Annotated in this window: 21 protein-coding genes; 10 read left to right on the top strand and 11 right to left on the bottom strand. The window is 69.1% G+C overall.

Features of this window, described 5'->3' with window-relative positions; genetic code table 11:
- Nucleotides 1–12 precede the first annotated feature (12 nt).
- Together BACI71_RS13720 and BACI71_RS13715 are read left to right on the top strand one after the other, a co-directional pair.
- On the top strand, nucleotides 13–1,386 hold the full coding sequence (locus tag BACI71_RS13720) for an NAD(P)H-hydrate dehydratase (protein WP_159759512.1): 1,374 nt from the start codon (nucleotides 13–15) through the stop codon (nucleotides 1,384–1,386).
- Complete coding sequence (locus tag BACI71_RS13715; RefSeq protein ID WP_159759510.1) at nucleotides 1,383–2,561, top strand: class I SAM-dependent RNA methyltransferase; 1,179 nt, start codon at nucleotides 1,383–1,385, stop codon at nucleotides 2,559–2,561. Before BACI71_RS13720 ends, BACI71_RS13715 begins: the two co-directional genes overlap by 4 nt.
- On the opposite strand, the gene truA is transcribed toward BACI71_RS13715, so the two are convergent.
- Entirely contained in the window at nucleotides 2,501–3,292 is a 792-nt protein-coding gene (truA, locus tag BACI71_RS13710; RefSeq protein WP_159759508.1) for a tRNA pseudouridine(38-40) synthase TruA, read from the bottom strand. The two genes, BACI71_RS13715 and truA, sit on opposite strands and share 61 nt — an antisense overlap.
- Nucleotides 3,289–4,194: a methionyl-tRNA formyltransferase gene (gene fmt / locus BACI71_RS13705; RefSeq protein WP_159759506.1), complete on the bottom strand. Its 906-nt coding sequence runs from the start codon at nucleotides 4,192–4,194 to the stop codon at nucleotides 3,289–3,291. Before fmt ends, truA begins: the two co-directional genes overlap by 4 nt.
- A 52-nt stretch (nucleotides 4,195–4,246) precedes the next feature.
- On the opposite strand from fmt, the gene recR reads away from it, so the two are divergent.
- From recR to BACI71_RS13685, 4 genes are all read left to right on the top strand, one after another.
- The gene (recR, locus tag BACI71_RS13700) at nucleotides 4,247–4,843 is read left to right on the top strand and encodes a recombination mediator RecR (RefSeq protein ID WP_159761219.1); all 597 of its coding nucleotides are present in this window, start codon (nucleotides 4,247–4,249) and stop codon (nucleotides 4,841–4,843) included.
- Between the two features lie 31 nt (nucleotides 4,844–4,874).
- Nucleotides 4,875–5,405: a peptide deformylase gene (def, locus tag BACI71_RS13695; RefSeq protein WP_159759504.1), complete on the top strand. Its 531-nt coding sequence runs from the start codon at nucleotides 4,875–4,877 to the stop codon at nucleotides 5,403–5,405.
- Between the two features lie 64 nt (nucleotides 5,406–5,469).
- Nucleotides 5,470–6,849, top strand: coding sequence for a DNA recombination protein RmuC (locus BACI71_RS13690; protein WP_159759502.1), 1,380 nt, complete (start codon nucleotides 5,470–5,472; stop codon nucleotides 6,847–6,849).
- 50 nt (nucleotides 6,850–6,899) lie between these two features.
- Entirely contained in the window at nucleotides 6,900–7,616 is a 717-nt protein-coding gene (locus tag BACI71_RS13685) for an AAA family ATPase (RefSeq protein WP_236552985.1), read from the top strand.
- 12 nt (nucleotides 7,617–7,628) lie between these two features.
- On the opposite strand, the gene BACI71_RS13680 is transcribed toward BACI71_RS13685, so the two are convergent.
- The 7 genes from BACI71_RS13680 to BACI71_RS13650 are packed head-to-tail and all read right to left on the bottom strand — an operon-like array spanning nucleotide 7,629 to nucleotide 12,709.
- On the bottom strand, nucleotides 7,629–8,426 hold the full coding sequence (locus BACI71_RS13680) for a TrmH family RNA methyltransferase (protein WP_159759498.1): 798 nt from the start codon (nucleotides 8,424–8,426) through the stop codon (nucleotides 7,629–7,631).
- A 20-nt stretch (nucleotides 8,427–8,446) separates the two neighbouring features.
- Nucleotides 8,447–8,716 (bottom strand): HPr family phosphocarrier protein, encoded by a 270-nt coding sequence (locus BACI71_RS13675; RefSeq protein ID WP_159759496.1) that lies wholly within the window; start codon nucleotides 8,714–8,716, stop codon nucleotides 8,447–8,449.
- Entirely contained in the window at nucleotides 8,713–9,120 is a 408-nt protein-coding gene (locus tag BACI71_RS13670; protein WP_028965961.1) for a PTS sugar transporter subunit IIA, read from the bottom strand. The genes BACI71_RS13675 and BACI71_RS13670 overlap by 4 nt, the downstream gene beginning before the upstream one ends.
- A 29-nt stretch (nucleotides 9,121–9,149) precedes the next feature.
- The gene (rapZ, locus tag BACI71_RS13665; RefSeq protein WP_159759494.1) at nucleotides 9,150–10,046 is read right to left on the bottom strand and encodes an RNase adapter RapZ; all 897 of its coding nucleotides are present in this window, start codon (nucleotides 10,044–10,046) and stop codon (nucleotides 9,150–9,152) included.
- On the bottom strand, nucleotides 10,043–10,474 hold the full coding sequence (locus BACI71_RS13660; protein WP_159759492.1) for an HPr kinase/phosphorylase: 432 nt from the start codon (nucleotides 10,472–10,474) through the stop codon (nucleotides 10,043–10,045). Before BACI71_RS13660 ends, rapZ begins: the two co-directional genes overlap by 4 nt.
- Nucleotides 10,471–12,036, bottom strand: coding sequence for a sensor histidine kinase (locus BACI71_RS13655; protein WP_159759490.1), 1,566 nt, complete (start codon nucleotides 12,034–12,036; stop codon nucleotides 10,471–10,473). Before BACI71_RS13655 ends, BACI71_RS13660 begins: the two co-directional genes overlap by 4 nt.
- Nucleotides 12,005–12,709, bottom strand: a complete 705-nt coding sequence (locus BACI71_RS13650) for a response regulator transcription factor (protein WP_159759488.1) — start codon at nucleotides 12,707–12,709, stop codon at nucleotides 12,005–12,007. The genes BACI71_RS13655 and BACI71_RS13650 overlap by 32 nt, the downstream gene beginning before the upstream one ends.
- A gap of 169 nt (nucleotides 12,710–12,878) precedes the next feature.
- Here BACI71_RS13650 and BACI71_RS13645 point away from each other — a divergent pair, with 169 nt between their 5' ends.
- From BACI71_RS13645 to BACI71_RS13630, 4 genes are all read left to right on the top strand, one after another.
- A complete protein-coding gene (locus BACI71_RS13645; RefSeq protein WP_159759486.1) occupies nucleotides 12,879–14,489 on the top strand; it encodes a phosphoenolpyruvate carboxykinase in 1,611 nt (536 codons plus the stop codon).
- A gap of 246 nt (nucleotides 14,490–14,735) precedes the next feature.
- A complete protein-coding gene (guaB, locus tag BACI71_RS13640; protein WP_159759484.1) occupies nucleotides 14,736–16,193 on the top strand; it encodes an IMP dehydrogenase in 1,458 nt (485 codons plus the stop codon).
- 540 nt (nucleotides 16,194–16,733) lie between these two features.
- On the top strand, nucleotides 16,734–17,885 hold the full coding sequence (locus BACI71_RS13635; protein ID WP_159759482.1) for an RsmB/NOP family class I SAM-dependent RNA methyltransferase: 1,152 nt from the start codon (nucleotides 16,734–16,736) through the stop codon (nucleotides 17,883–17,885).
- A 33-nt stretch (nucleotides 17,886–17,918) separates the two neighbouring features.
- Nucleotides 17,919–18,443, top strand: coding sequence for a tetratricopeptide repeat protein (locus BACI71_RS13630; protein WP_159759480.1), 525 nt, complete (start codon nucleotides 17,919–17,921; stop codon nucleotides 18,441–18,443).
- A gap of 4 nt (nucleotides 18,444–18,447) precedes the next feature.
- Here BACI71_RS13630 and rsmA read toward each other — a convergent pair whose 3' ends face one another.
- Nucleotides 18,448–19,269, bottom strand: coding sequence for a 16S rRNA (adenine(1518)-N(6)/adenine(1519)-N(6))-dimethyltransferase RsmA (rsmA, locus tag BACI71_RS13625; RefSeq protein ID WP_159759478.1), 822 nt, complete (start codon nucleotides 19,267–19,269; stop codon nucleotides 18,448–18,450).
- Complete coding sequence (pdxA, locus tag BACI71_RS13620) at nucleotides 19,266–20,264, bottom strand: 4-hydroxythreonine-4-phosphate dehydrogenase PdxA (RefSeq protein WP_201297377.1); 999 nt, start codon at nucleotides 20,262–20,264, stop codon at nucleotides 19,266–19,268. The genes rsmA and pdxA overlap by 4 nt, the downstream gene beginning before the upstream one ends.
- Nucleotides 20,265–20,266: the final 2 nt, after the last annotated feature.

Raw genomic sequence — 20,266 nt, 5'->3', positions numbered from 1 at the left:
GGCGCGGCGGTCATGATCCCGATCGCCGGAACCGCCGTGCTCACCGCCGCCGAGATGCGTGCGGCGGAAGCGGCCGCCATCGCCGCTGGCACCAGTGTCGACACGCTGATGCAGCGTGCCGGGGCCGGGATCGCCGGCGCGGTCCGGCGGCTCGCGGGTGTCAACGACGTGCTGATTCTGTGCGGCCCGGGCCACAATGGCGGAGACGGCTATGTCGCAGCGGCCCGTCTCCACGCCGCGGGGCGGTTGGTTCGCGTCGCCGCAGCGGTTGAGCCGCGCACACCCGCCGCGATCGCCGCACGCGCGCTCTGGGGCGGCCCGGTCGAGCAGCTCGCCACCGCCGCGCCGGCGCCGGTGCTGGTCGACGCGTTGTTCGGCACCGGGCTGACGCGCGCGCTCGAAGAAGACACAAGTTCGTTCCTCAACAAACTGATTCGACAAGCTAATCTGGCTATTGCAGTCGACGTGCCGAGCGGCGTTGCCACCGATGATGGGGCACTGCTCGGCGACGTCCCGCCGTACCATGTCACGCTCGCGCTCGGCGCCGCCAAGCCGGCGCATCTGCTCCAGCCCGCCGCGGCGCGCTGCGGCGCGGTCCGCGTGATCCCGATCGGCGTCGCCACGGACAGCGCCACGCAGGTCCTTGCGCACCCCGACCCCACCGCGCCGCCGGTCGACGCGCACAAGTTCACGCGCGGCATGGTCGCGGTGGTGCGCGGGCGGATGGCAGGCGCGGCGCAGCTCGCCGCCAGCGCGGCGATGCACGCGGGCGCGGGGTATGTGGAGCTGCTCGGGCCGACGATACCCGGCGCGCCGCACGCACTGGTCCGCCGCCGCTGCGACGCGGAAGCGCTCGCCGACCCGCGGATCGGCGCGCTGCTGGTCGGCCCGGGCCTTGGACGCGACGACGACGCCCGCGCGCTGCTCGAACAGGCGCTCGCCACCGACCACCCGCTGGTCGTCGACGGCGACGCGCTCCATCTCGTCACCCCCGAGCGGCTCCGCGACCGGCGTGCACCGCTGATCCTGACCCCGCACGCGGGCGAGTTCGCGGCGCTGTTCGGCGCGCCGGCCGGCAGCAAGCTCGCCGCGGCGCGCGATGCTGCGGCCCGCGCGGATGCGACGATTGTCTTCAAGGGGCCCGACACCGTCATCGCCGCGCCTGATGGCCGCGCGATCATCGCCGGGGAGGCGACGTCCTGGCTGTCGACCGCCGGCAGCGGCGACGTGCTGGCCGGCGCGATCGCCGCAATGCTCGCCGACGGTCGCACTGCGCTCGACGGCGCTTCGGCCGGTGTGTGGCTGCACGCGGAGGCCGCGCGGCGGCTCGGCCCCGCGTTCATCGCCGACGATCTCGCCGTTGCGCTTGCCGGAGCCCGCGCATGAGCGTGATCGTCCGCGTCGCCGCGCGTGGCGAAGGGATCGCCGGGGACGGCCGGCATGTCGCGCTCGCCGCCCCCGGCGACACGCTGACCGACGACGGTGCGATCATCGCCGGCCCGCACCATATCGATCCGGCCTGTCGCCACTATCCCGAATGCGGCGGCTGCCAGCTCCAGCATCTCGACGACGAAAGCTGGTCGGCATTCATCACCGATCGGATCGCTTCCGTACTCGATGCACATGGCGTGCCCGCACCGATCCGCCCGCCCGCGCTGTCGCCGCCGCGCACGCGCCGTCGTGCCTCGCTCCACGTCGAGCCATCGGGACGGATGGGCTTCACCGCCGAGCGCAGCCACCAGATCGTCGACCTTCACGAGTGCCATGTGCTTGCGCCCGAACTGTTCGCGCTGGTCCGCCCGCTCAAGCGGTTGCTGCCGAGCTTAAAGGCCAAGCGCCGCCTCGACGTTCATCTGACGCTCGCCGACCAGGGCGTCGACGTGCTGGTCAGGGGCGTGGCGCCCGAGGGGCTCGCCCACCACGATGCGCTCACCGCCCTTGCGCAGGCGCATGGCGTTGCTCGCGTTGCCTTCGACGACGGCATCGGACCGGAAACGCACTGGGAGCCGGAGCCGGTGACGATCACGCTCGGCGGCGTCGCGGTGCCGCTGCCGCCGGGGTCGTTCCTGCAGGCGACCGTCGAAGGCGAGGCCGCGCTGGTCGCTGCGACACGCGAAGCGGTGCAAGGCGCGCGGATCGTCGCCGATCTGTTCGCCGGGCTCGGTACGTTCGCGCTTTCGCTCGACGCGCGCGTCTATGCGGCCGAGAGCGCGCGCGACGCGATCATGGCGCTCAAGGCGGCGGCAGGGCGCGCGCAGCGGCCGGTGTTCACCGAGCAACGCGACCTTTTTCGCCGACCGTTGACCACTGCCGAGCTCGATCGCTTCGACGCGGTCGTGCTCGATCCGCCGCGCGCGGGCGCACGCGAGCAGGTGCTGCAACTCGCCGCGTCAAAGGTCGCGACGATCGGCTATGTTTCCTGCAATCCCGGCAGCTTCGCGCGGGATGCGCAGGATTTGTGCAAAGCCGGCTACACGCTCGATTGGGTCCAGCCGGTCGGTCAGTTCCGCTGGTCGACGCACGTCGAACTGGCGTCGCGCTTCAGCCGGTCGCCTGCATAGAGCGCCTTCACGAAGAACAGCCCGTCCGGTGGTGCGTTCAGCCCCAGCCGCCCGCGATCGGCGGCGCGCAGCGCGTCGCCGAGATCGTCCGTCGACCAACGCCCCGTGCCGACCAGCGCCAGGCAGCCGACCATCGAACGCACCTGATGGTGGAGGAACGAGCGCGCCTCGACCCGTGCGGTCACCCGCTCATCGTCTCGCACCACCTCGAACCAGTCGATCGACTTGAGCGGGCTCGCCGACTGGCAATGCGCCGAGCGAAAGGTGGTAAAGTCGTGCGTGCCGACCAGTCGCTGCGCCGCTGTGTGCATCGCCGCCGCGTCGAGCGGTTGCGGGATCTGCCACGCCAGCCCTTTCTCGAAAGTCAGCGGGGCGCGACGATTGACGATCCGATATTCATAAGCGCGCGCAAGACACGAAAAACGCGCGTGAAATTCTTCGCCGACCTCGGTGCAATCGAGGATCGAGACCGGTGCGGGGCGCAGCCGTGCGTTGAGCGCCTGGCTCAGCCGGAACGCGCCGATCGGCTTGGCGATCTCCAGATGCGCGCGCATGCCCAGTCCATGGACGCCGGCATCGGTGCGTCCGGCGCAATGTACCACGACCTGCTCGCCGGTCACCGCCAGCGCTGCTTCCTCGATCGCCTGCTGGACGCTCGGCCCATGCGCCTGCCGCTGCCAGCCCATGAACGGCCGGCCATCGAACTCGACAGTCAGCGCGAAACGCGTCACAGCTGCGTGCCGACCGGGATCGGGAACCCGCGCAACAACTCCGCAACGCTCATCACGCCGCGACCCGCCCGCTGCACCCGTACCGGTCGAATCGCGCCTTTCCCGCAGGTGATCGTCAAGGTATCGTCGAATACCTCGCCCGGCGGACCGTGAGCCTCCGCCAGTTCGGCTTCGAGCACCTTCACCCGTTCGCCCTGACGCTCGAAGAAGGCACCCGGCACCGGACAAAAGGCCGCGACCTGCCGCACGACCTGCGCGGCATCCGCACCGAAGTCGATCCGCGCCTCGTCCTTGCGGATTTTCTCGGCATAAGTGACGCCTTCAACCGGCTGCGCGACGGGTGGGCAGGCGTCCGGATCGCGCAACACCTCCACCATCAACCGTGCGCCCATCAAGGCCAGCTCGTCAGTCAGTTGTCCGGCATTCTTGCCATCGATCGGCGTCCGCGCCTCGCGCCGGACCGGCCCGGTATCGAGACCGGCTTCCATCTGCATGATCCCGACACCGGTCTCCGCGTCCCCGGCAAGGATCGCGCGCTGTACCGGCGCGGCTCCGCGCCAGCGCGGCAGCAGCGATCCGTGGACGTTCAAACACCCGAGCCGCGGCGCCTCGAGCACCGCGCGCGGCAGGATCAGCCCGTAGGCCGCCACGACTGCGACGTCCGCCTGGTGCGCGGAGAACGCGGCCTGCGCTGCAGCGTTGCGCAACGTCATCGGCGTCACGACCGGTATGCCGAGTTCGTCCGCCCGGATATGCACCGGCGCGCGCACCAGCTCGCGTCCGCGCCGCCCACCCGGCCGCGGCGGCTGGCTGTACGCCACGACTACCTCGTGTCCGTCTGCGACGAGCGCCTCCAGCGTCGGCACCGCGAACGCCGGGGTTCCCATGAAGATGATCCGCATCGCCTCTCTCGACACGCTGGCGGCGCGCCGCGCAACCCCCTATCTGTTCCGCATGGCATCACCCGAGATCGAGGCGCTGACGAGCGCGCTGGCGCGGCTCCCCGGTCTCGGCCCCCGCTCGGCGCGACGCGCGGTGCTCCATCTGCTCAAGCGTCGCGAGGCGTCGCTCGCGCCGTTGCGCGCAGCGTTGACGGCGGTGGAGGAACGACTCGCAACCTGCGGCCTGTGCGGCAATGTCGACACCAGTGATCCCTGCCAGATCTGCGCCGATCCGCGCCGCGACGCGCGCAGCCTGTGCGTGGTCGAGGATGTCAGCGACTTGTGGGCGCTCGAACGCGGGCGGCTGTTTCCGGGCCGGTTCCATGTGCTTGGCGGGCGACTGTCCGCGCTGGAGGGCGTCCGGCCCGAGGATCTCGCGATCGAGGGCCTTATCGCGCGGGTCGCCGGCGGCGTGGTCGACGAGGTCGTGCTGGCGATGAATGCCACGCTGGAGGGACAGACCACCGCACATTATCTGGCGGAGCGGCTGGAGCGCTATCCGGTCCGGCTTACGCAGCTCGCGCACGGCCTGCCGGTCGGCGGCGAGCTCGATTATCTCGACGAGGGCACGCTGGCGCAGGCGCTGCGCGCGCGCCGCCCGGTCGCTTGACGGGCCGGCGACGCGCTTCTAGCCCCGCGCCATGGCCATTCTCCCGATCGTAGAAGTTCCCGACGCGCGTCTGCGCGAAACCGCCGCGCCGGCGCCGGACGTAAACGACGCTGTCCGCGCGATCGTCGCCGACATGTTCGACACCATGTACGACGCGCATGGCATCGGGCTGGCGGCGGTGCAGGTCGGCATCATGCAGCGGATCGTCGTCATCGACCTGCAGGAACGTGAGCTGGGGGAGGACGAGCCGCGCGAGGCGGCGCGTGACCCGCACGCCTTCATCAACCCCGAACTCACGTGGGTTAGCGAGGAAACCGCAAGCTACAACGAAGGCTGTCTGTCGATCCCGGAGCAATATGCCGAAGTCACGCGTCCGACCCGCTGTCGCGTCACATGGCTCGACACCGACGGTGCGCGGCAGGAGGCCGAGTTCGACGGTTTGATGTCGACATGTATGCAGCATGAGATCGATCATCTGAATGGCGTCCTGTTCATCGACCACATTTCGCGGCTGAAGCGCGGCATGTTGCTCAAGAAGCTCGACAAGCTCCGCCGCGGCTGATCGCAGGCGAGCGGGCGGCAATTAGCGGTTGTCGCCACTGCCCCGTTCGATCTATGTTCCATAGATGGTCGAATATATCCTCGTCGCGCTGATCGCGCTCGCGCTCGGCGCCTTGCTCGGATGGCTGGCCGGGAAGCGCGGGGCGGATGGCTTCCGCCGCGAGCGCGACGCGCACGCCGAACAGTTCAAGCGCGCGATCACCGACCTCGCCGGCGCCGAGGAGCGCGCCCGGGCTGCCGAGACGCTCCGCACCGAGCTGGCGCAGGCGCGCGACGAGCGCGAGGCCGCGCGCTTGCAGGTCTCACGGCTGGAGGCGGAGGGCCGGGCTGCCGAGCAACGCATCGCCGACCTGCGCGCCGCCGCTGACGAGATGAGCCTGCGCTTCCGCGAGGTCGCGCAGAACGCGCTGGGTGAGGCACAGAAGCAGTTCCTCGAACGCGCCGAGGCGCGCTTCCGCCAGGCCGAGGAGCAATCGGGGCAGGGACTGCGCGCCTTGCTCCAGCCGGTCAACGACCGTCTGCTCCGCTACGAGGAGGGCGTCGCCAGGGTCGAGGCCGAGCGCCGCGATGCCTTCGGTGAACTCAAGGGCCAGATCGAGGCGATGCGCGTCGGGCAGGAGCGTGTCTCGGGCGAGGCGGCCAAGCTGGTCAACGCACTCCGCAACGCCCCCAAGGCGCGCGGCCGCTGGGGCGAGCAACAGCTTCGCAACGTCCTCGAATCGTGCGGGCTGGCCGAACACACCGATTTCCGCATGGAGGTCAGCGTCACCGGCGACGAAGGCGCGCGGCTGCGTCCCGATGCGATCGTCCGCGTCCCCGGCGGCAAGTCGCTGATCGTAGACGCCAAGGTGTCACTCAACGCCTATCAGGACGCATTCGGCGCGGTTGACGAGGCCGAGCGGCAGCTGGGGCTCGCCGCGCATGCCGCCTCGATGCGCGCGCACGTCAACGCGCTCGGCGCCAAGGCCTATTGGACGCAGTTCGACGATACGCCCGAATATGTCGTGATGTTCGTCCCCGGCGAGCATTTCCTCTCCGCCGCGCTCGAACATGACGCCGGGCTATGGGATTACGCCTTCGAGCGCCGCGTGCTGCTCGCCACCCCGACCAACCTGATCGCGATCGCGCGCACCGTCTCGGCGGTGTGGCGACAGGAGAAACTGGCGCGCGAGGCGCAGGAGATCGGCGCGCTCGGCAAGGAATTGTACCAGCGGCTCGCCGTGATGGGTGGGCACGTCGCACGGCTCGGCAAGAACCTCGACACCGCGATGGGCGCGTACAACAGCTTTGTCGGTAGCCTCGAAAGTCAGGTGCTGACCAGCGCGCGGCGGTTCGAGTCGCTCAACATTGACACCGGCAACAAGTCAATTGAGACTTTGCCGGTCGGCGAACAGGCCGCACGTCCGCTGACCAAGCTGGTCGCGGTGGAGGATGCGGCGGAATAGCGATGGCACGGGGTTATCGGACGAAGCTTGCGCCGCCCTATCTCAAGCAGGTGCGGCTGCGCGACGATGTCACGCTCGATCGTTCGACCTATCCCTTCAATCTGCCGCTGTTCCGCGACGAGGATTTCGTCCTGCACTTCGATCGCGCGGTGACGATCATCGTCGGGGAGAACGGCGTCGGCAAATCCACGCTGCTCGAAGGGATTGGCGCGCTGGCGGGCTTCGATCACGCCGGCGGCGGCCCGGGATATCGCCCCCTCGATCATAGCACGGCGGTCGAGCAGAATGGCGATCGCCTGCAGGACGTCCTGCGCGCGAGCTGGTTACCGAAGATGGGGCAGGGCTGGTTCTTCCGCGCCGAAAGCTTCTTCGGCGTATCGCGTTATCTGGACCAGGCTGCGCTCGACGTTGGGGCCGCACCACCGGACTTCCTTTCGCACTCGCATGGCGAGGGCTTCCTGAGATTCTTTGCCGAACGCTGCCTAAATCCCGGTATCTTCCTCTTTGACGAACCGGAGTCGGCGCTGTCGCCGCGACGACAGTTCGAGTTCGTCACCTTACTGCGTGCCATTGCCGAAGCCCGCGTGGCGCAGGTGATCGTCGTCACCCACTCGCCGATCCTGATGGCGACGCCGGACGTTCGGCTGCTGTCGATGACCCGCGCCGGTATCGATCCGATCCGGCTGGAGGATACCGACCATTACCGCCTCTACCGCGAGTTCGTGCTCGATCCTGTCGGAACGGTCGAGGCGCTGACGGACGGATGACCCGCCACCACCTCACCGATGCCGCGCGAGCACCTCATACGCCATCACCGCCGTCGCCACCGCCGCGTTTAGGCTGTCCGCCTTGCCCAGCATCGGCATCTTCACCAGCAGATCGCACTCCGACTCATATTCTTCCGGCAGCCCCTGCGCCTCGTTGCCGGTTAGCAGGAAGGTCGGCGCGGCGTAGGGCGCGTCGCGGTAACCGTTCTCGGTCTGCAGGCTCAGCCCGACCAGCTGCCCCGGCCCCTCGCGCAGCCACGACAGGAACTCCGGCCAGATCACGCGCACGATCGGAACGGTGAACAGTGCCCCCATGCTGGCGCGCACCGCTTCGGTCGAGAAGGGATCGACGCATTCGTCGACGAGGATCAGCGCGCCCGCGCCGACCGCGTCGCCGGTGCGCAAAATCGTTCCGAGATTGCCCGGATCGCGCAGCCGCTCCGCCACCAGCCAGATCGGCGCAGCGCTGCGGTCCAGCTCGCCGAGCACCGTCTCGAACGTGTCGAACACGCCGACCACCGCCTGCGGATTGTCCTTGCCCGACAATTTGGAGAGGATGTCGGGTGTCGTCTCGACCGCTTCGCCATAATCCCCCTCGACCGCGTCGATCAACGCGCGGACCAACGGATGCCCCGCGCTCGCCGCCGCGAAAAACAGGATGCGCGGGATGCGCCCGGTTTCCAGCGCTTCGGTCAGGATTCGCAGCCCCTCGGCGAGGAACAGCCCTTCCTCACGACGATGGCGTTTGTCGCGCAACGCCTGCACGCGCTTGACCAGCGGATTGGAAAAGGAGGTGATGACTTTGGGCATAGGAAGCAAACGGCGGAGGATCAGTCCTCGCCGAACTTGCCCTCGACCAGCGCGCACATCGCCTCGACCACATGCTCGGCCTGCTCGCCGTCGGCCGAGATGGTGATGTGATCGCCCTTTGCAGCGCCGAGCATCATCAAACCCATGATCGATGTCCCGATCACTTCCGAATCGCCCTTGGCGACCTTGACCGGCGCAGGCTGGCCGCTGGCCAGCGTCACGAACTTGGCGCTGGCGCGCGCATGCAGCCCGCGGCGATTGGTGACCTCGACCGTGCGCGACACCGTCATGCCGCGGCCTCGCCCAGCACCTCGGACGCGACCGAGATATACTTCCGCCCCGCCTCGCGCGCGGCGGCGACCGCGGCAACCACCGTCATCGCCTTGCGTGCCGATTCCAGCCGGATCAGCATCGGCAAGTTGATCCCCGCGATTACCTCGACGCGCCCGCGCTCCATCAGCGAGATGGCGAGATTGGAGGGTGTGCCGCCGAACAGGTCGGTCAGCACGATCACGCCGCGGCCTTCGTCAACCTCGGCGATCGCGGCGGCGATGTCGGCACGGCGCGCCTCCATATCGTCCTCCGGCCCGATCGCGACGGTCCGCACCTGTCGCTGCGGGCCGACGACGTGCTCCATCGCGACCACGAATTCATCAGCAAGCCGCCCATGGGTGACGAGCACCAATCCGATCACTGGCCCCGACATTTGCTTCGACAATCCGTTCATTGACCGTGTGGGCGTCCCTCGAGCGCATCCTGCGGGGCCGCCGCAAGGTCCCGATGCACGATGGTGGGGCATAAACCCGCATCGCGCAACCGTCCAGCGACGCGCTCGGCGACATGAACCGAGCGATGCTTGCCCCCCGTGCACCCGAACGCCACCGTGACGTAGGGTTTTCCCTCCGCACGGTAGCGCGGCAGCAGCAACAGCAGCAGGTCCTCGATCCTGCCCACCGCTTCCTCGTACGCCGGGTCGGCGGCAATATAGGCCGCGACCGCCGGGTCCTGTCCCGTATGGGGACGCAGCGCCGGGTCCCAATGCGGGTTCCGCAGGAAGCGCATGTCGAACACCATATCCACCCCGGCCGGGATGCCGCGTGCGAAGCCGAACGACTCGATCGTCAGCGTCGTACCGACTCCGGTGTCGCGCGCGAACATCTCGCGCACCTGTTGCGCCAACGTATTGGCCTTGAACGTTGTCGTGTCGATCAGGCGGTTGGCGCGCTCACGCAATGGCGCGAGCAGGCGCCGCTCGCGCTGAATACCCTCGACGGCGGGGCGATCGTCGGCGAGCGGATGGCGGCGGCGCGTCTCGGCGAAGCGCCGCGTCAGCTCCTCGCCCGAACAGTCGAGGAACAGCAGCCCGACATTGTCGCCGCGCTGGCGCAATTCCTCGAAGCGGCGCAGCGCGGTGTCGGCGTCGAAGTTGCGCGTCCGCGTCCCGAAGCCGATCGCCAGCGGGCGGGGGGTCTCGTCGGGGTCGGCGGGCGGCGCGACGACCCGCGGCAACAGCGACAGCGGCACGTTGTCGATCGTTTCCCAGCCGAGATCCTCCAGCGTCTTCAACACTGTCGAGACGCCCGCCCCGGCCATGCCGGTCACCAGCAGCACTTCGTTCATCGCTCGGCCTCCCTGACAGGCGGTTGTCCGGCCAGCGCCCATTCCACCTTGATCGGGGCGGAGGGCCAGCGCGGGTCGATGACGATCTCCGGCACGGCAACGCCGTCGAGCATGATCGTGCGGGGCTCGGGCAGCCGTTCGTCCTCGGTCGCGAGCACCACCGACAGTGCCACCGATACCGCCGCACACGCCGGGCGCGCGACGATCCCGATGCCGCGCACCTCCATCCGGCCGGCGATCGTGGCGGGGGAGCGCGCGATCAACATGCCGTTTTCGCACGAAAGGAGTGTGTAGTCATCGGCGACCAGAACGGCCCCGCGGTCGATCAGTCGCATCGCGAGGTCGCTTTTGCCCGCGCCCGAGGGCCCGGTCAGCAGCACGCCCCGCGCGCCGATCGCGACACAGGTCGCATGGATGGTCGCGGTCATGCGCGCGTCGCCAGCGGCAACCGCACCACGAAGCGTGCGCCGCTCAGCCGGTCCTCGCGCGATTCAACGCCAATCTCGCCCTGGTGCGCCTCGACGATCGTCCGCGCGATCGCCAGCCCCAGCCCGGAATGCTGCCCGAACGTCTCCTGCGACGGGCGCACCGAATGAAAGCGGCGGAAGATCGCCTCGCGCGCTTCCTCGGGCACGCCGGGACCCTCGTCCTCGACCCAGACCTCGAGCATCGAGCGGTCACGCCGCGCCGCGATCGTCACCGTCCCGCCGTCTGGCGAGAAGGAGATCGCATTGTCGATCAGATTGGCGAACACGCGCTCCAGCCGCGCGCCTTCACCCGCCACGACCAGCTCGTCGTCGAGCGGATCGAAGCGCACGCGAACGTGATGCGCCGGCCCGCGCGCCTCACGCTCCGCGACCATCGCCGCCAGCATCGCCGCGACGTCGACGGGCTCGAAGGTCGCGCGGCTCAATTGCGCGTCGAGCCGCGAGGCGTCGGAGATATCGCTGATCAGCCGGTCGAGCCGGTGGACGTCGTCGTTGACGATCGCGAGCAATCTGGCGCGCAGTTTGGGCTGCTCGACGCGACTGAGCGCATCGGTGGCGGAGCGCAACGAGGCGAGGGGGTTCTTCAGCTCGTGTGTCACATCGGCCGCGAACGCCTCGGTCGCGTCGATCCGCGCGCGCAGCGCCAGCGTCATGTCGGACAGCGCGCGCGCCAGCATCCCGATCTCGTCGCGGCGTTCGGGCAGCCGCGGCACCGTCACCTCGCGTGCGCGCCCCAGCCGCACCCGCACCGCCGCGCGCGCCAGCAGCCGCAGCGGCACCACGATCGTCCGGGCGAGGTAGAGCGACAGCCCGATCGAGATCGCGCTCGCCACCAGCACCACCACGCTCAGCCGGTAACGCTCGGCGCGCACGCGTTCGGTCACGTCGCGCGCGTTGACCGCGGTCAGCAGCGCAAGGTGCGGCCCCAGCGGAGCGGCGGCGGTGATGACCGGGGTGCGGTCGGGCGCGCGCCACAGCGTCTGCGCGCTCGCCGCGCCTGTGAAGACCGCGCTGACGTCGGGCCAGCGCCGGCCGTCGCGCTGCTCGCGATAGCCGGGCGCGAGCGGGGCGCGGACGATCCGGTCGATCGCGGCGTCGAGCCAGCGCGCGCTGCGCCGGGCGAGCGGGTCGTCGTCGGGATCGTCGAGGCGGAAATTGCCGATCCCGAGCGCACGGCTGTCGGCCAGCAGCGCGCCGCCCCGATCGTACAGCCGCACGCGCGTCCCGGTCTCCCGCGCCAGCCGCGCGATCGTCGCGTCGCGCGCATCCAGCGCGATTGGCGTCAGCGCCTCGGTCATCAGCCGCACCTCGCGCCCGGCCTGCGTCGAGCGCTGGTCGAGAATGCGGCTGCGGAACGATTCAAGGTAGAAGAACCCGCCTGCCAGCAACAGCAGCGCGAGGACGTTGACCGCCAGAATGCGCGGCGTGAGCGAGACCTTGCCCGACCACGCGCGCGCCTGCTCGGCGGCGTCACTCCTCCGAAAAGCGGTAGCCGGCGCCATACAATGTCTCGATCGAATCGAAGGCGGGGTCGGCTTCGCGGAACTTGCGGCGCACGCGTTTGATATGGCTGTCGATCGTGCGATCGTCGACGTAGATGTCATCCTGATAGGCCGCATCCATCAACTGGTTGCGGGTCTTTACGATGCCGGGACGCTGCGCCAGCGTCTCGAGGATCAGGAATTCGGTGACGGTCAGCGTGACGGGCTTGCCGTCCCAGGTGACGCGGTGCCGCGCGGGGTCCATCACCAGCCGCCCGCGCTCGATCGGACCTTCCGCGTCGGCTTGCCCCTCGGCGCCGGCCTGGGCGGGCTCGGTGCGGCGCAGGATCGCGCGGATGCGGGCGATCAGCAGCCGCTGGCTGAACGGCTTGGCAATATAATCGTCGGCACCCATCGCAAGGCCCAACGCCTCGTCGAGTTCGTCATCCTTGCTGGTCAGGAAGATCACCGGCAGCCGGCTCTTTTCGCGCAGCCGCCGCAGCAGCTCCAGCCCGTCCATCTTCGGCATCTTGATGTCGAAGATCGCGAGATCGGGCGGATTGTCGGTCAGCGCCTTCAACGCCGCCTCGCCGTCCGAATACAGCCGGGTCATGAACCCCTCGGCCTGCAGCGCGATCGACACCGAGGTCAGGATGTTGCGATCGTCGTCGACCAGCGCGATCGTGGCGGTCATGGATTGGTCCCGTGCATCACGACGTTCGGGGTAAGCCAAAGCGCGGCGTCGCTCAATGGCAAGTACAACAGGACAACGGTGTGTTTAACATGTTTGACGCAGCCGACGGACCGGCGTATTTCGCCGTTATCGAACGCGCCCATGACGGCGCACTTTGGAGGACGGACCCTTGAGCCATCGCATTCCCGACGCCGGGCTGGAGACGCAGGGCATCGAAACCCGCGCCACGTTGCACTGGAATCTCGTCACCGCGCGCCTGACCGAAGCCGCCGTCGCGCGCAGCGAGGGCAAGCTCTCCGCCGACGGCCCGCTGGTCGTCGAAACCGGCGCACACACCGGCCGCTCGGCGCAGGACAAGTTCATCGTCCGCGACGCCGAAACCGAAACGACCGTCTGGTGGGGCAAGTCGAACAAGGCGATGGACCCGGCGCATTTCGCCGCGCTCAAGGCCGATTTCCTCACCGCGCTCGGGTCGAAGAGCGACCTGTTCGTCCAGGACCTGTTCGGCGGGTCGCAGCCGTCGCACCGTGTTCGCGTCCGCGTCATCAACGAGCTGGCGTGGCACAATCTGTTCATCCGCACGATGCTGGTCCGCCCCGAGGAGAAGGATCTCAAGGGCTTCGTCCCCGATTACACGATCATCGACCTGCCCAGCTTCCGCGCCGATCCCGCGCGCCACGGCTGCCGCAGCGAGACGGTGATCGCGGTCAACATGACCGAGAAGCTGATCCTGATCGGCGGCACGCGCTATGCCGGCGAAATGAAGAAGTCGGTGTTCGGCATCCTCAACTATCTGCTCCCGCCGACCGGCGTGATGCCGATGCACTGCTCCGCGAACATGGGCGCGGACGGGCGCACCGCGGTGTTCTTCGGCCTGTCGGGCACCGGCAAGACCACGCTGTCCGCCGATCCGAAGCGCATGCTGATCGGTGATGACGAGCATGGCTGGTCCGACGACGCGGTCTTCAATTTCGAGGGCGGCTGCTACGCCAAGATGATCCGCCTCTCGGCCGACGCCGAGCCCGAGATCTTCGCCACCACCAAGCGCTTCGGCACCGTGCTCGAAAACGTCGTGATGGACGAGGTGACCCGTCAGCTCGACCTCGACGACAACAGCCTCGCCGAGAACAGCCGCGGTGCCTATCCGATCGACTTCATTCCCAATGCGTCGGAGGAGAATATGGGTGGCACGCCGCGCAGCATCGTGATGCTGACCGCCGACGCCTATGGCATCCTGCCGCCGATCGCGAAGCTGACCCCCGATCAGGCGATGTACCACTTCCTCTCGGGCTACACCGCGCGCGTCGCGGGCACCGAGATCGGCGTCACCGAGCCGGATGCGACCTTCTCGACCTGCTTCGGCGCGCCCTTCATGCCGCGTCATCCGTCGGTCTACGGCAATCTGCTCAAGGAGCGGATCGCCAAGGGCGGGGTCGATTGCTGGCTGGTCAACACCGGCTGGACCGGCGGCAAATACGGCACCGGCCACCGGATGCCGATCAAGGCGACCCGCGCGCTGCTGGACGCCGCGCTCGACGGCAGCCTCAACCACGCCGACTTCCGCACCGACACGAACTTCGGGTTCAAGGTGCCGGTGTCGGTGCCCGGCGTCGACAGCGCGATCCTCGATCCGCGCGCGACCTGGGCCGACAAGGCCGAGTATGATGCGACCGCGGCGAAGCTGGTCGACCTGTTCAACGACAATTTCGCACAATTCGCCGAGCACGTCGACCAGGGCGTTCGTGAAGCCGCGCCGAAGGCGGTAAGGGCCGACGCCTGAAGGTGTTCACCCCTCCCCTTCAGGGGAGGGGTCGGGGGTGGGGCGTGTCTCACCGAGACAGTCGTTTGTAACAGCCCCACCCCAACCCCTCCCCTGAAGGGGAGGGGCTAGCGACGCCGTAAAGCCTGGCCATCCTTCGGGGCGACGACACGGATTGGGGCTTCGGCGTGGGCAGGGTACTAGCCCTTCGCCCCCGTTGCGGTTACATGGCGCGCCACTTCCTCACCCCACAGGATTCGGCGTTCCATGAACATCCGCCTCGGCCTTACCTTCGACGACGTGCTGCTCGTGCCGGCGGAGTCGAGCGTGCTCCCTGGCGAGGCCGATACGCGGACGCAGGTGACGCGCGGCATCTCGCTCAACATCCCGGTGCTGTCCTCGGCGATGGACACCGTCACCGAGGCCGACATGGCGATCGTCATGGCGCAGCTCGGCGGGATGGGCGTGCTCCACCGCAACCTGACCGTCGACGAACAGGTCGCGGCGGTCCGGCAGGTCAAGCGCTTCGAGAGCGGGATGGTCGTCAACCCGATCACGATCGCGCCGCAGGCGACGCTGGCACAGGCGCAGGCGCTGATGGCCGCGCACCGCATCAGCGGCATCCCGGTGGTGGAGAGCGACGGCAAGCTGGTCGGCATCCTCACCAACCGCGACGTGCGCTTCGCGGAAAACCCCAACCAGCCGGTCGCCGAGTTGATGACCCGCGAGAATCTCGTCACCGTCTCGACCGGGGTCGCCAAGGAAGAGGCGCGCCGCCTGCTCCACCAGCGCCGTATCGAGAAGCTGCTCGTCGTCGACGACGCCTATCGCTGCGTCGGGCTCATCACCGTCAAGGACATTGAAAAGGCGGTCATGTACCCCGAGGCGACCAAGGACGCCGCCGGCCGCCTGCGCGTCGCCGCCGCAACGACGGTCGGCGACAAGGGCTTCGGCCGCACCGAGGCGCTCGTCGACGCCGAGTGCGACCTGATCGTCATCGACACCGCGCATGGCCACAACAGCGAGGTCGCGCGCGCGGTCGAGCGCGTCAAGAAGCTCTCCAATTCGGTGCAGGTGATCGCGGGCAACGTCGCCACCGGCGAGGCGACCCGCGCGCTGATCGATGCGGGCGCGGACGGGATCAAGGTCGGAATCGGCCCGGGCTCGATCTGCACCACGCGCGTCGTCGCGGGCGTCGGCGTGCCGCAGCTCACCGCGGTGATGGACTGCGCCGAAGCCGCCGCAAAGGCCGGCGTGCCGGTGATCGCCGATGGCGGGCTGCGCACCTCGGGCGATCTCGCCAAGGCGCTGGCGGCAGGTGCCTCGACCTGCATGGTCGGCTCGCTGCTCGCCGGGACCGAGGAAGCGCCGGGAGAGACCTTCCTTTATCAGGGGCGTGCGTACAAATCCTATCGCGGCATGGGCAGTGTCGGCGCGATGGGCCGCGGCTCGGCCGACCGCTATTTCCAGGGTGAGGTGCGCGACCAGCTCAAGCTGGTGCCGGAAGGGATCGAAGGGCAGGTGCCGTACAAGGGCCCGGCGCGCGACGTGATCCACCAGCTCGTCGGCGGCATCAAGGCGGCGATGGGCTATACCGGCTCGGCGACGATCAAGGACCTGCAGGCGCGCGCGCAATTCGTCCAGATCACCGGGGCCGGGCTCAAGGAAAGCCACGTCCATGACGTGACCATCACCCGCGAGGCGCCGAACTATCCGACCCGCTGAGGCGCCGAGGCGCGCGCCGCTGTCCTACGCGGCGCGCGTCTGGCAGATTGGCGGAATGACGATCGCGCAAGATTGCGGGCAGCGCCGACGTGGCGGCGTGGCGCTCACGTCCGGCCCCGACGCCGTCATCCCGGCGAAAGCCGGGATCCCGCTTCTTAGTCCTGGCCGGGCGAGGACGCCATCGACACCGCGCGACGGTCTGAGCATTCGCAACATTCGCACGCGCTACTCCTCTCCTCATCGTCAACCCGGCGCAGGCCGGGGTCCAGCAACGGAACGGCCGTGGCAGCCACGGGCGTTTTCCCGACTGGACCCCGGCTTGCGCCGGGGTGACGGAAGCGACGGACGCAGAGTGCCAAACCGCAAGCGCGTCCCCGTTCACCCCACCATCCGCCTCATCAACACCCCACCCGCGTCTCAATATTCGCAACATTCGCTTCCACCCACCGTTCGCCCTGCGGAACGGCTGAGCCTGTCGAAGCCGCGTCTCGAAGGGCCGCTCGCCACCACCGCGCCGCATCTCCTGCCGAAAGCATTGCAATGACCCCCGCCGCCCGCACCCAAGCCGCGATCGACCTGCTCGATGCGATCGTCACCGCCGCGCGTGAGGGCGGGGCGGCCGCCGATACGCTGATCTCCCGCTATTTCGCGCAACGCCGCTACGCCGGCTCCAAGGACCGCCGCGCCGTGCGCGAACTCGTCTATGCCGCGGTCCGCCGCCTCGGCGAGCGTCCCGCCGACGGCCGCGCCGCGATGCTCGCGCTCGCGGCGACCGATCCGTCGCTTGCCGCCACCTTCGACGGCTCGACCCACGGCCCCGCACCGATCGGCGACGAAGCCCCCGCCGCCGAGGGCCTCCATCCGCGTTGGCTGAGCGAGCGGCTCGCCGCTGCCGGCATCGACGACGCAGAGCAGGCGGCGCTGATCGACCGTGCGCCCCTCGACATTCGCCTCCACCCCGATCACGCCGATCTCGACCTGCCGGGTGCCGAGCCGATCCCCGGCCTTCCGCTCGCGCGCCGGCTTCCCGCCGGCAGCGACATCGCCGCGCACGCGGGCGCGCTCGAGGTACAGGACGCCGGGAGCCAGACTGTCACGCTCGCCGCGGCGGTCGCGCCCGGCATGACCGTGCTCGACCTCTGTGCCGGCGCTGGCGGCAAAAGCCTCGCGCTGGCGGCGCAGATGGCGAACGAAGGCCGCATCATCGCCAGCGACATCGACCGCGCCCGCCTATCGCGACTCGCCCCGCGCGCCGAAAAGGCCGGCGCCACGATCATCGAAACGCGGCTGCTGGATCCAAACCACGAAGCCGAAGCGCTGGCGGACGTGCAGGCGGACGTGGTGCTGATCGACGCGCCGTGCTCGGGCACCGGCACGTGGCGGCGCAACCCCGAGGCGCGCTGGCGCCTCACCCCGGCGCGGCTCGACCGGCTAATCGAAACTCAGCGCCACGTTCTCTCGATTGGCGCGGGGGCGGTGAAGCCCGGCGGCGCGCTCGTCTACATCGTCTGTTCGTTGCTCGAGGGCGAGGGCGCGGCGCAGGTCGACGCCTTTCTCGCGGCCTATCCGGGCTGGCAGGCCGAGCCGCTCGTCCTGCCGTTCGGCCGCCCGCATCATGCCGGCACCCGCCTGACCCCTGCGGGTGACGATACCGACGGTTTTTTCGTCGCACGGCTGCGGGCGCCATGCTAACCGGGCCGGATCGTGTCGAAGCTGGAGCCGTTCATGCGTTTCACCGCCGTCGCCATGGCCGCCTCGCTGGCGCTGGTGTCGATCTCCACCGCGCTCCACGGGCAGCGGCCTGACGACCAGATCGATGCGCGCAGCATGGCGCTATTGCAGCAGGGCAAGGCGGCGCGCGCGGCGGGCAATCTCGACGGTGCGACCGATCTGCTCGAAACCGCGGTGACGGTCGACCCGCGCAACCGTCAGGCTTTCGTCGCGCTGGCCGATGTGGCGGAGGCGCGTGGCCTGCCGGGGAAGGCGATCCGTCTTTATCGCGAGGCGCTGCTGCTCGAACCCAATGACGTCAACGCTTTGGCCGGGCAGGGCGAGGCGATGGTCGCCAAGGGCGCGGTCGAGCGCGCGCGGCAGAATCTCGCCAAGGTACGGTCACTGTGCAAGGGCGGCTGCCCGCAGGCGACGACGCTCGCGGCAGTGATCGCGAAAGGTCCACCGGTCACCACGGCGCAGGTCGGCGCGAACACCACCACTGCCGCGACGGGGGCGGCGCCGACATCGGATGATTAAGGCGTCAGCTCAGCCGCCTGGCGACGGCGACGAACTCGGCGACGCTCACTGTCTCTGCCCGCCGGGTCGCCTCGATCCCCTCGGCCTCCAGCGCTTCCAGCGCGCCCGGCACCCCGCGCAGCGACTGCCGCAACATCTTCCTCCGCTGCCCGAACGCCGCCGCGGTCACTCGTTCGAGGACGAATAGCGCGACATCTCCCGGCGCTTCGGTGGGGGTAATGTGCACTACCGCTGACATCACTTTGGGCGGCGGGGTAAAGGCGGAGCGATGCACCGGCATCGCGATCCGCGCCGTCGACCGCCACTGCGCCAGCACTGCCAGTCGCCCGTAAGCATCACCCCCGACCGGCGCGACGATCCGCTCCGCGACCTCGCGCTGGAACATCAGCGTCAGCGACGTCCACCACGGCAGCCAATCGGCCGACAACCAGCCGATCAGCAAAGCGGTGCCGACGTTATAGGGCAGGTTGGAAACGATGTGCGGTGCGCCGTCGAACAGCGTCCGCGCCTCGATCTCGGTCGCATCGCCCTCGATCACGCGCAGCTTGCCGGGATACGCCGCCTCCAGCTCGGCCAGCGCCGGGATGCAGCGCCGATCGCGCTCGATTGCGGTCACCCGCGCGCCCTTCGCCAGCAACGCCCGCGTCAACCCGCCGGGGCCGGGGCCGATCTCCAGCACCTCGGCGTCAGTGAGATCACCCGGTATCCGCGCGATCCGTGCCAGCAATTGCGCGTCAAACAGGAAGTTCTGCCCCAGCGCTTTCGACGCCGACAGACCATGCCGCGCGATCACATCGCGCAGCGGCGGCAACTCAGCGGCGCTCATGCGATTGCTGAGCGCGCACGATGTGTCGCCGCCTCGGCCGCCATCAGGATCGCTGCGATCGTCGCGCCGGGATGCGCCTGACCCTTGCCGGCGATCCCGAAGGCCGTGCCGTGATCGGGCGAGGTCCGCACGATCGGCAGCCCGAGCGTGATATTGACGCCATCGTCGAAGAACAGGGTTTTCAACGGCACCAGCGCCTGATCGTGGTAAGGGCACAGTGCGACGTCGTAAGTGGCGCGCGCCCGGGTATGGAACATCGTATCCGCCGCCAGCGGCCCGCGCACGTCGAAGCCCTCGGCATGCAGCTGCTCGATCGCCGGCTGTATCACATCGATCTCCTCGCGCCCCAACGCCCCGGACTCGCCCGCATGCGGATTGAGCCCGGCGAAGGCGAGCCGCGGACGTTCGATGCCGAAATTGCGCATCATGGCGCGCGCCGTCACCCGCGCCTTGGCGAGGATCAGCTCGGCGGTCAGCAACCCAGGCACCGCCGCCAGCGGCACATGCGTCGTTATCGGCACCACCCGCAGCCCCGGCCCGGCGAGCATCATCACCGCATTGTCGCGCGCGATCCCGCAGCGCTCAGCGACAAATTCGGTCTGTCCGGGATAGGTGAAACCGGTTTGGTAGAGCTGCGATTTGGACACCGGCCCGGTCACCAGCGCACGCCCCGCGCCGGATCGCACCAGTCCCGTCGCCAGCTCCAGCGCGCGAACCGCGCAGCGCGCGCCATCGATGTCCGGTACGCCGGGAACGATCTCGCCGGCATCCTGCACCGTCAATACCGGAAGTGCCGCAGCGAAGACGTCGGCCACCGCGTTCAGGTCCGACACCGCCGCAACCGGCCCGTTCCAGACGCGTGCGATGGCGCGCCGGTCACCGACCGCGACGAATGGAGGAAGCGCGCGCTCGACACGCGCGTCCCATGCCTTGGCGATCGTCTCCGGCCCGATCCCCGCAGGATCCCCCATCGAGATGACGATCGGCCCATCCATCA

It is taken from the genome of Sphingomonas sp. 8AM (assembly GCF_902506455.1).
In the GTDB taxonomy this organism is placed as follows: Bacteria; Pseudomonadota; Alphaproteobacteria; order Sphingomonadales; family Sphingomonadaceae; genus Sphingomonas.
The sequence above is the reverse complement of the archived record's forward strand: the minus strand, read 5'-3'. Positions and strand labels throughout refer to the sequence as shown.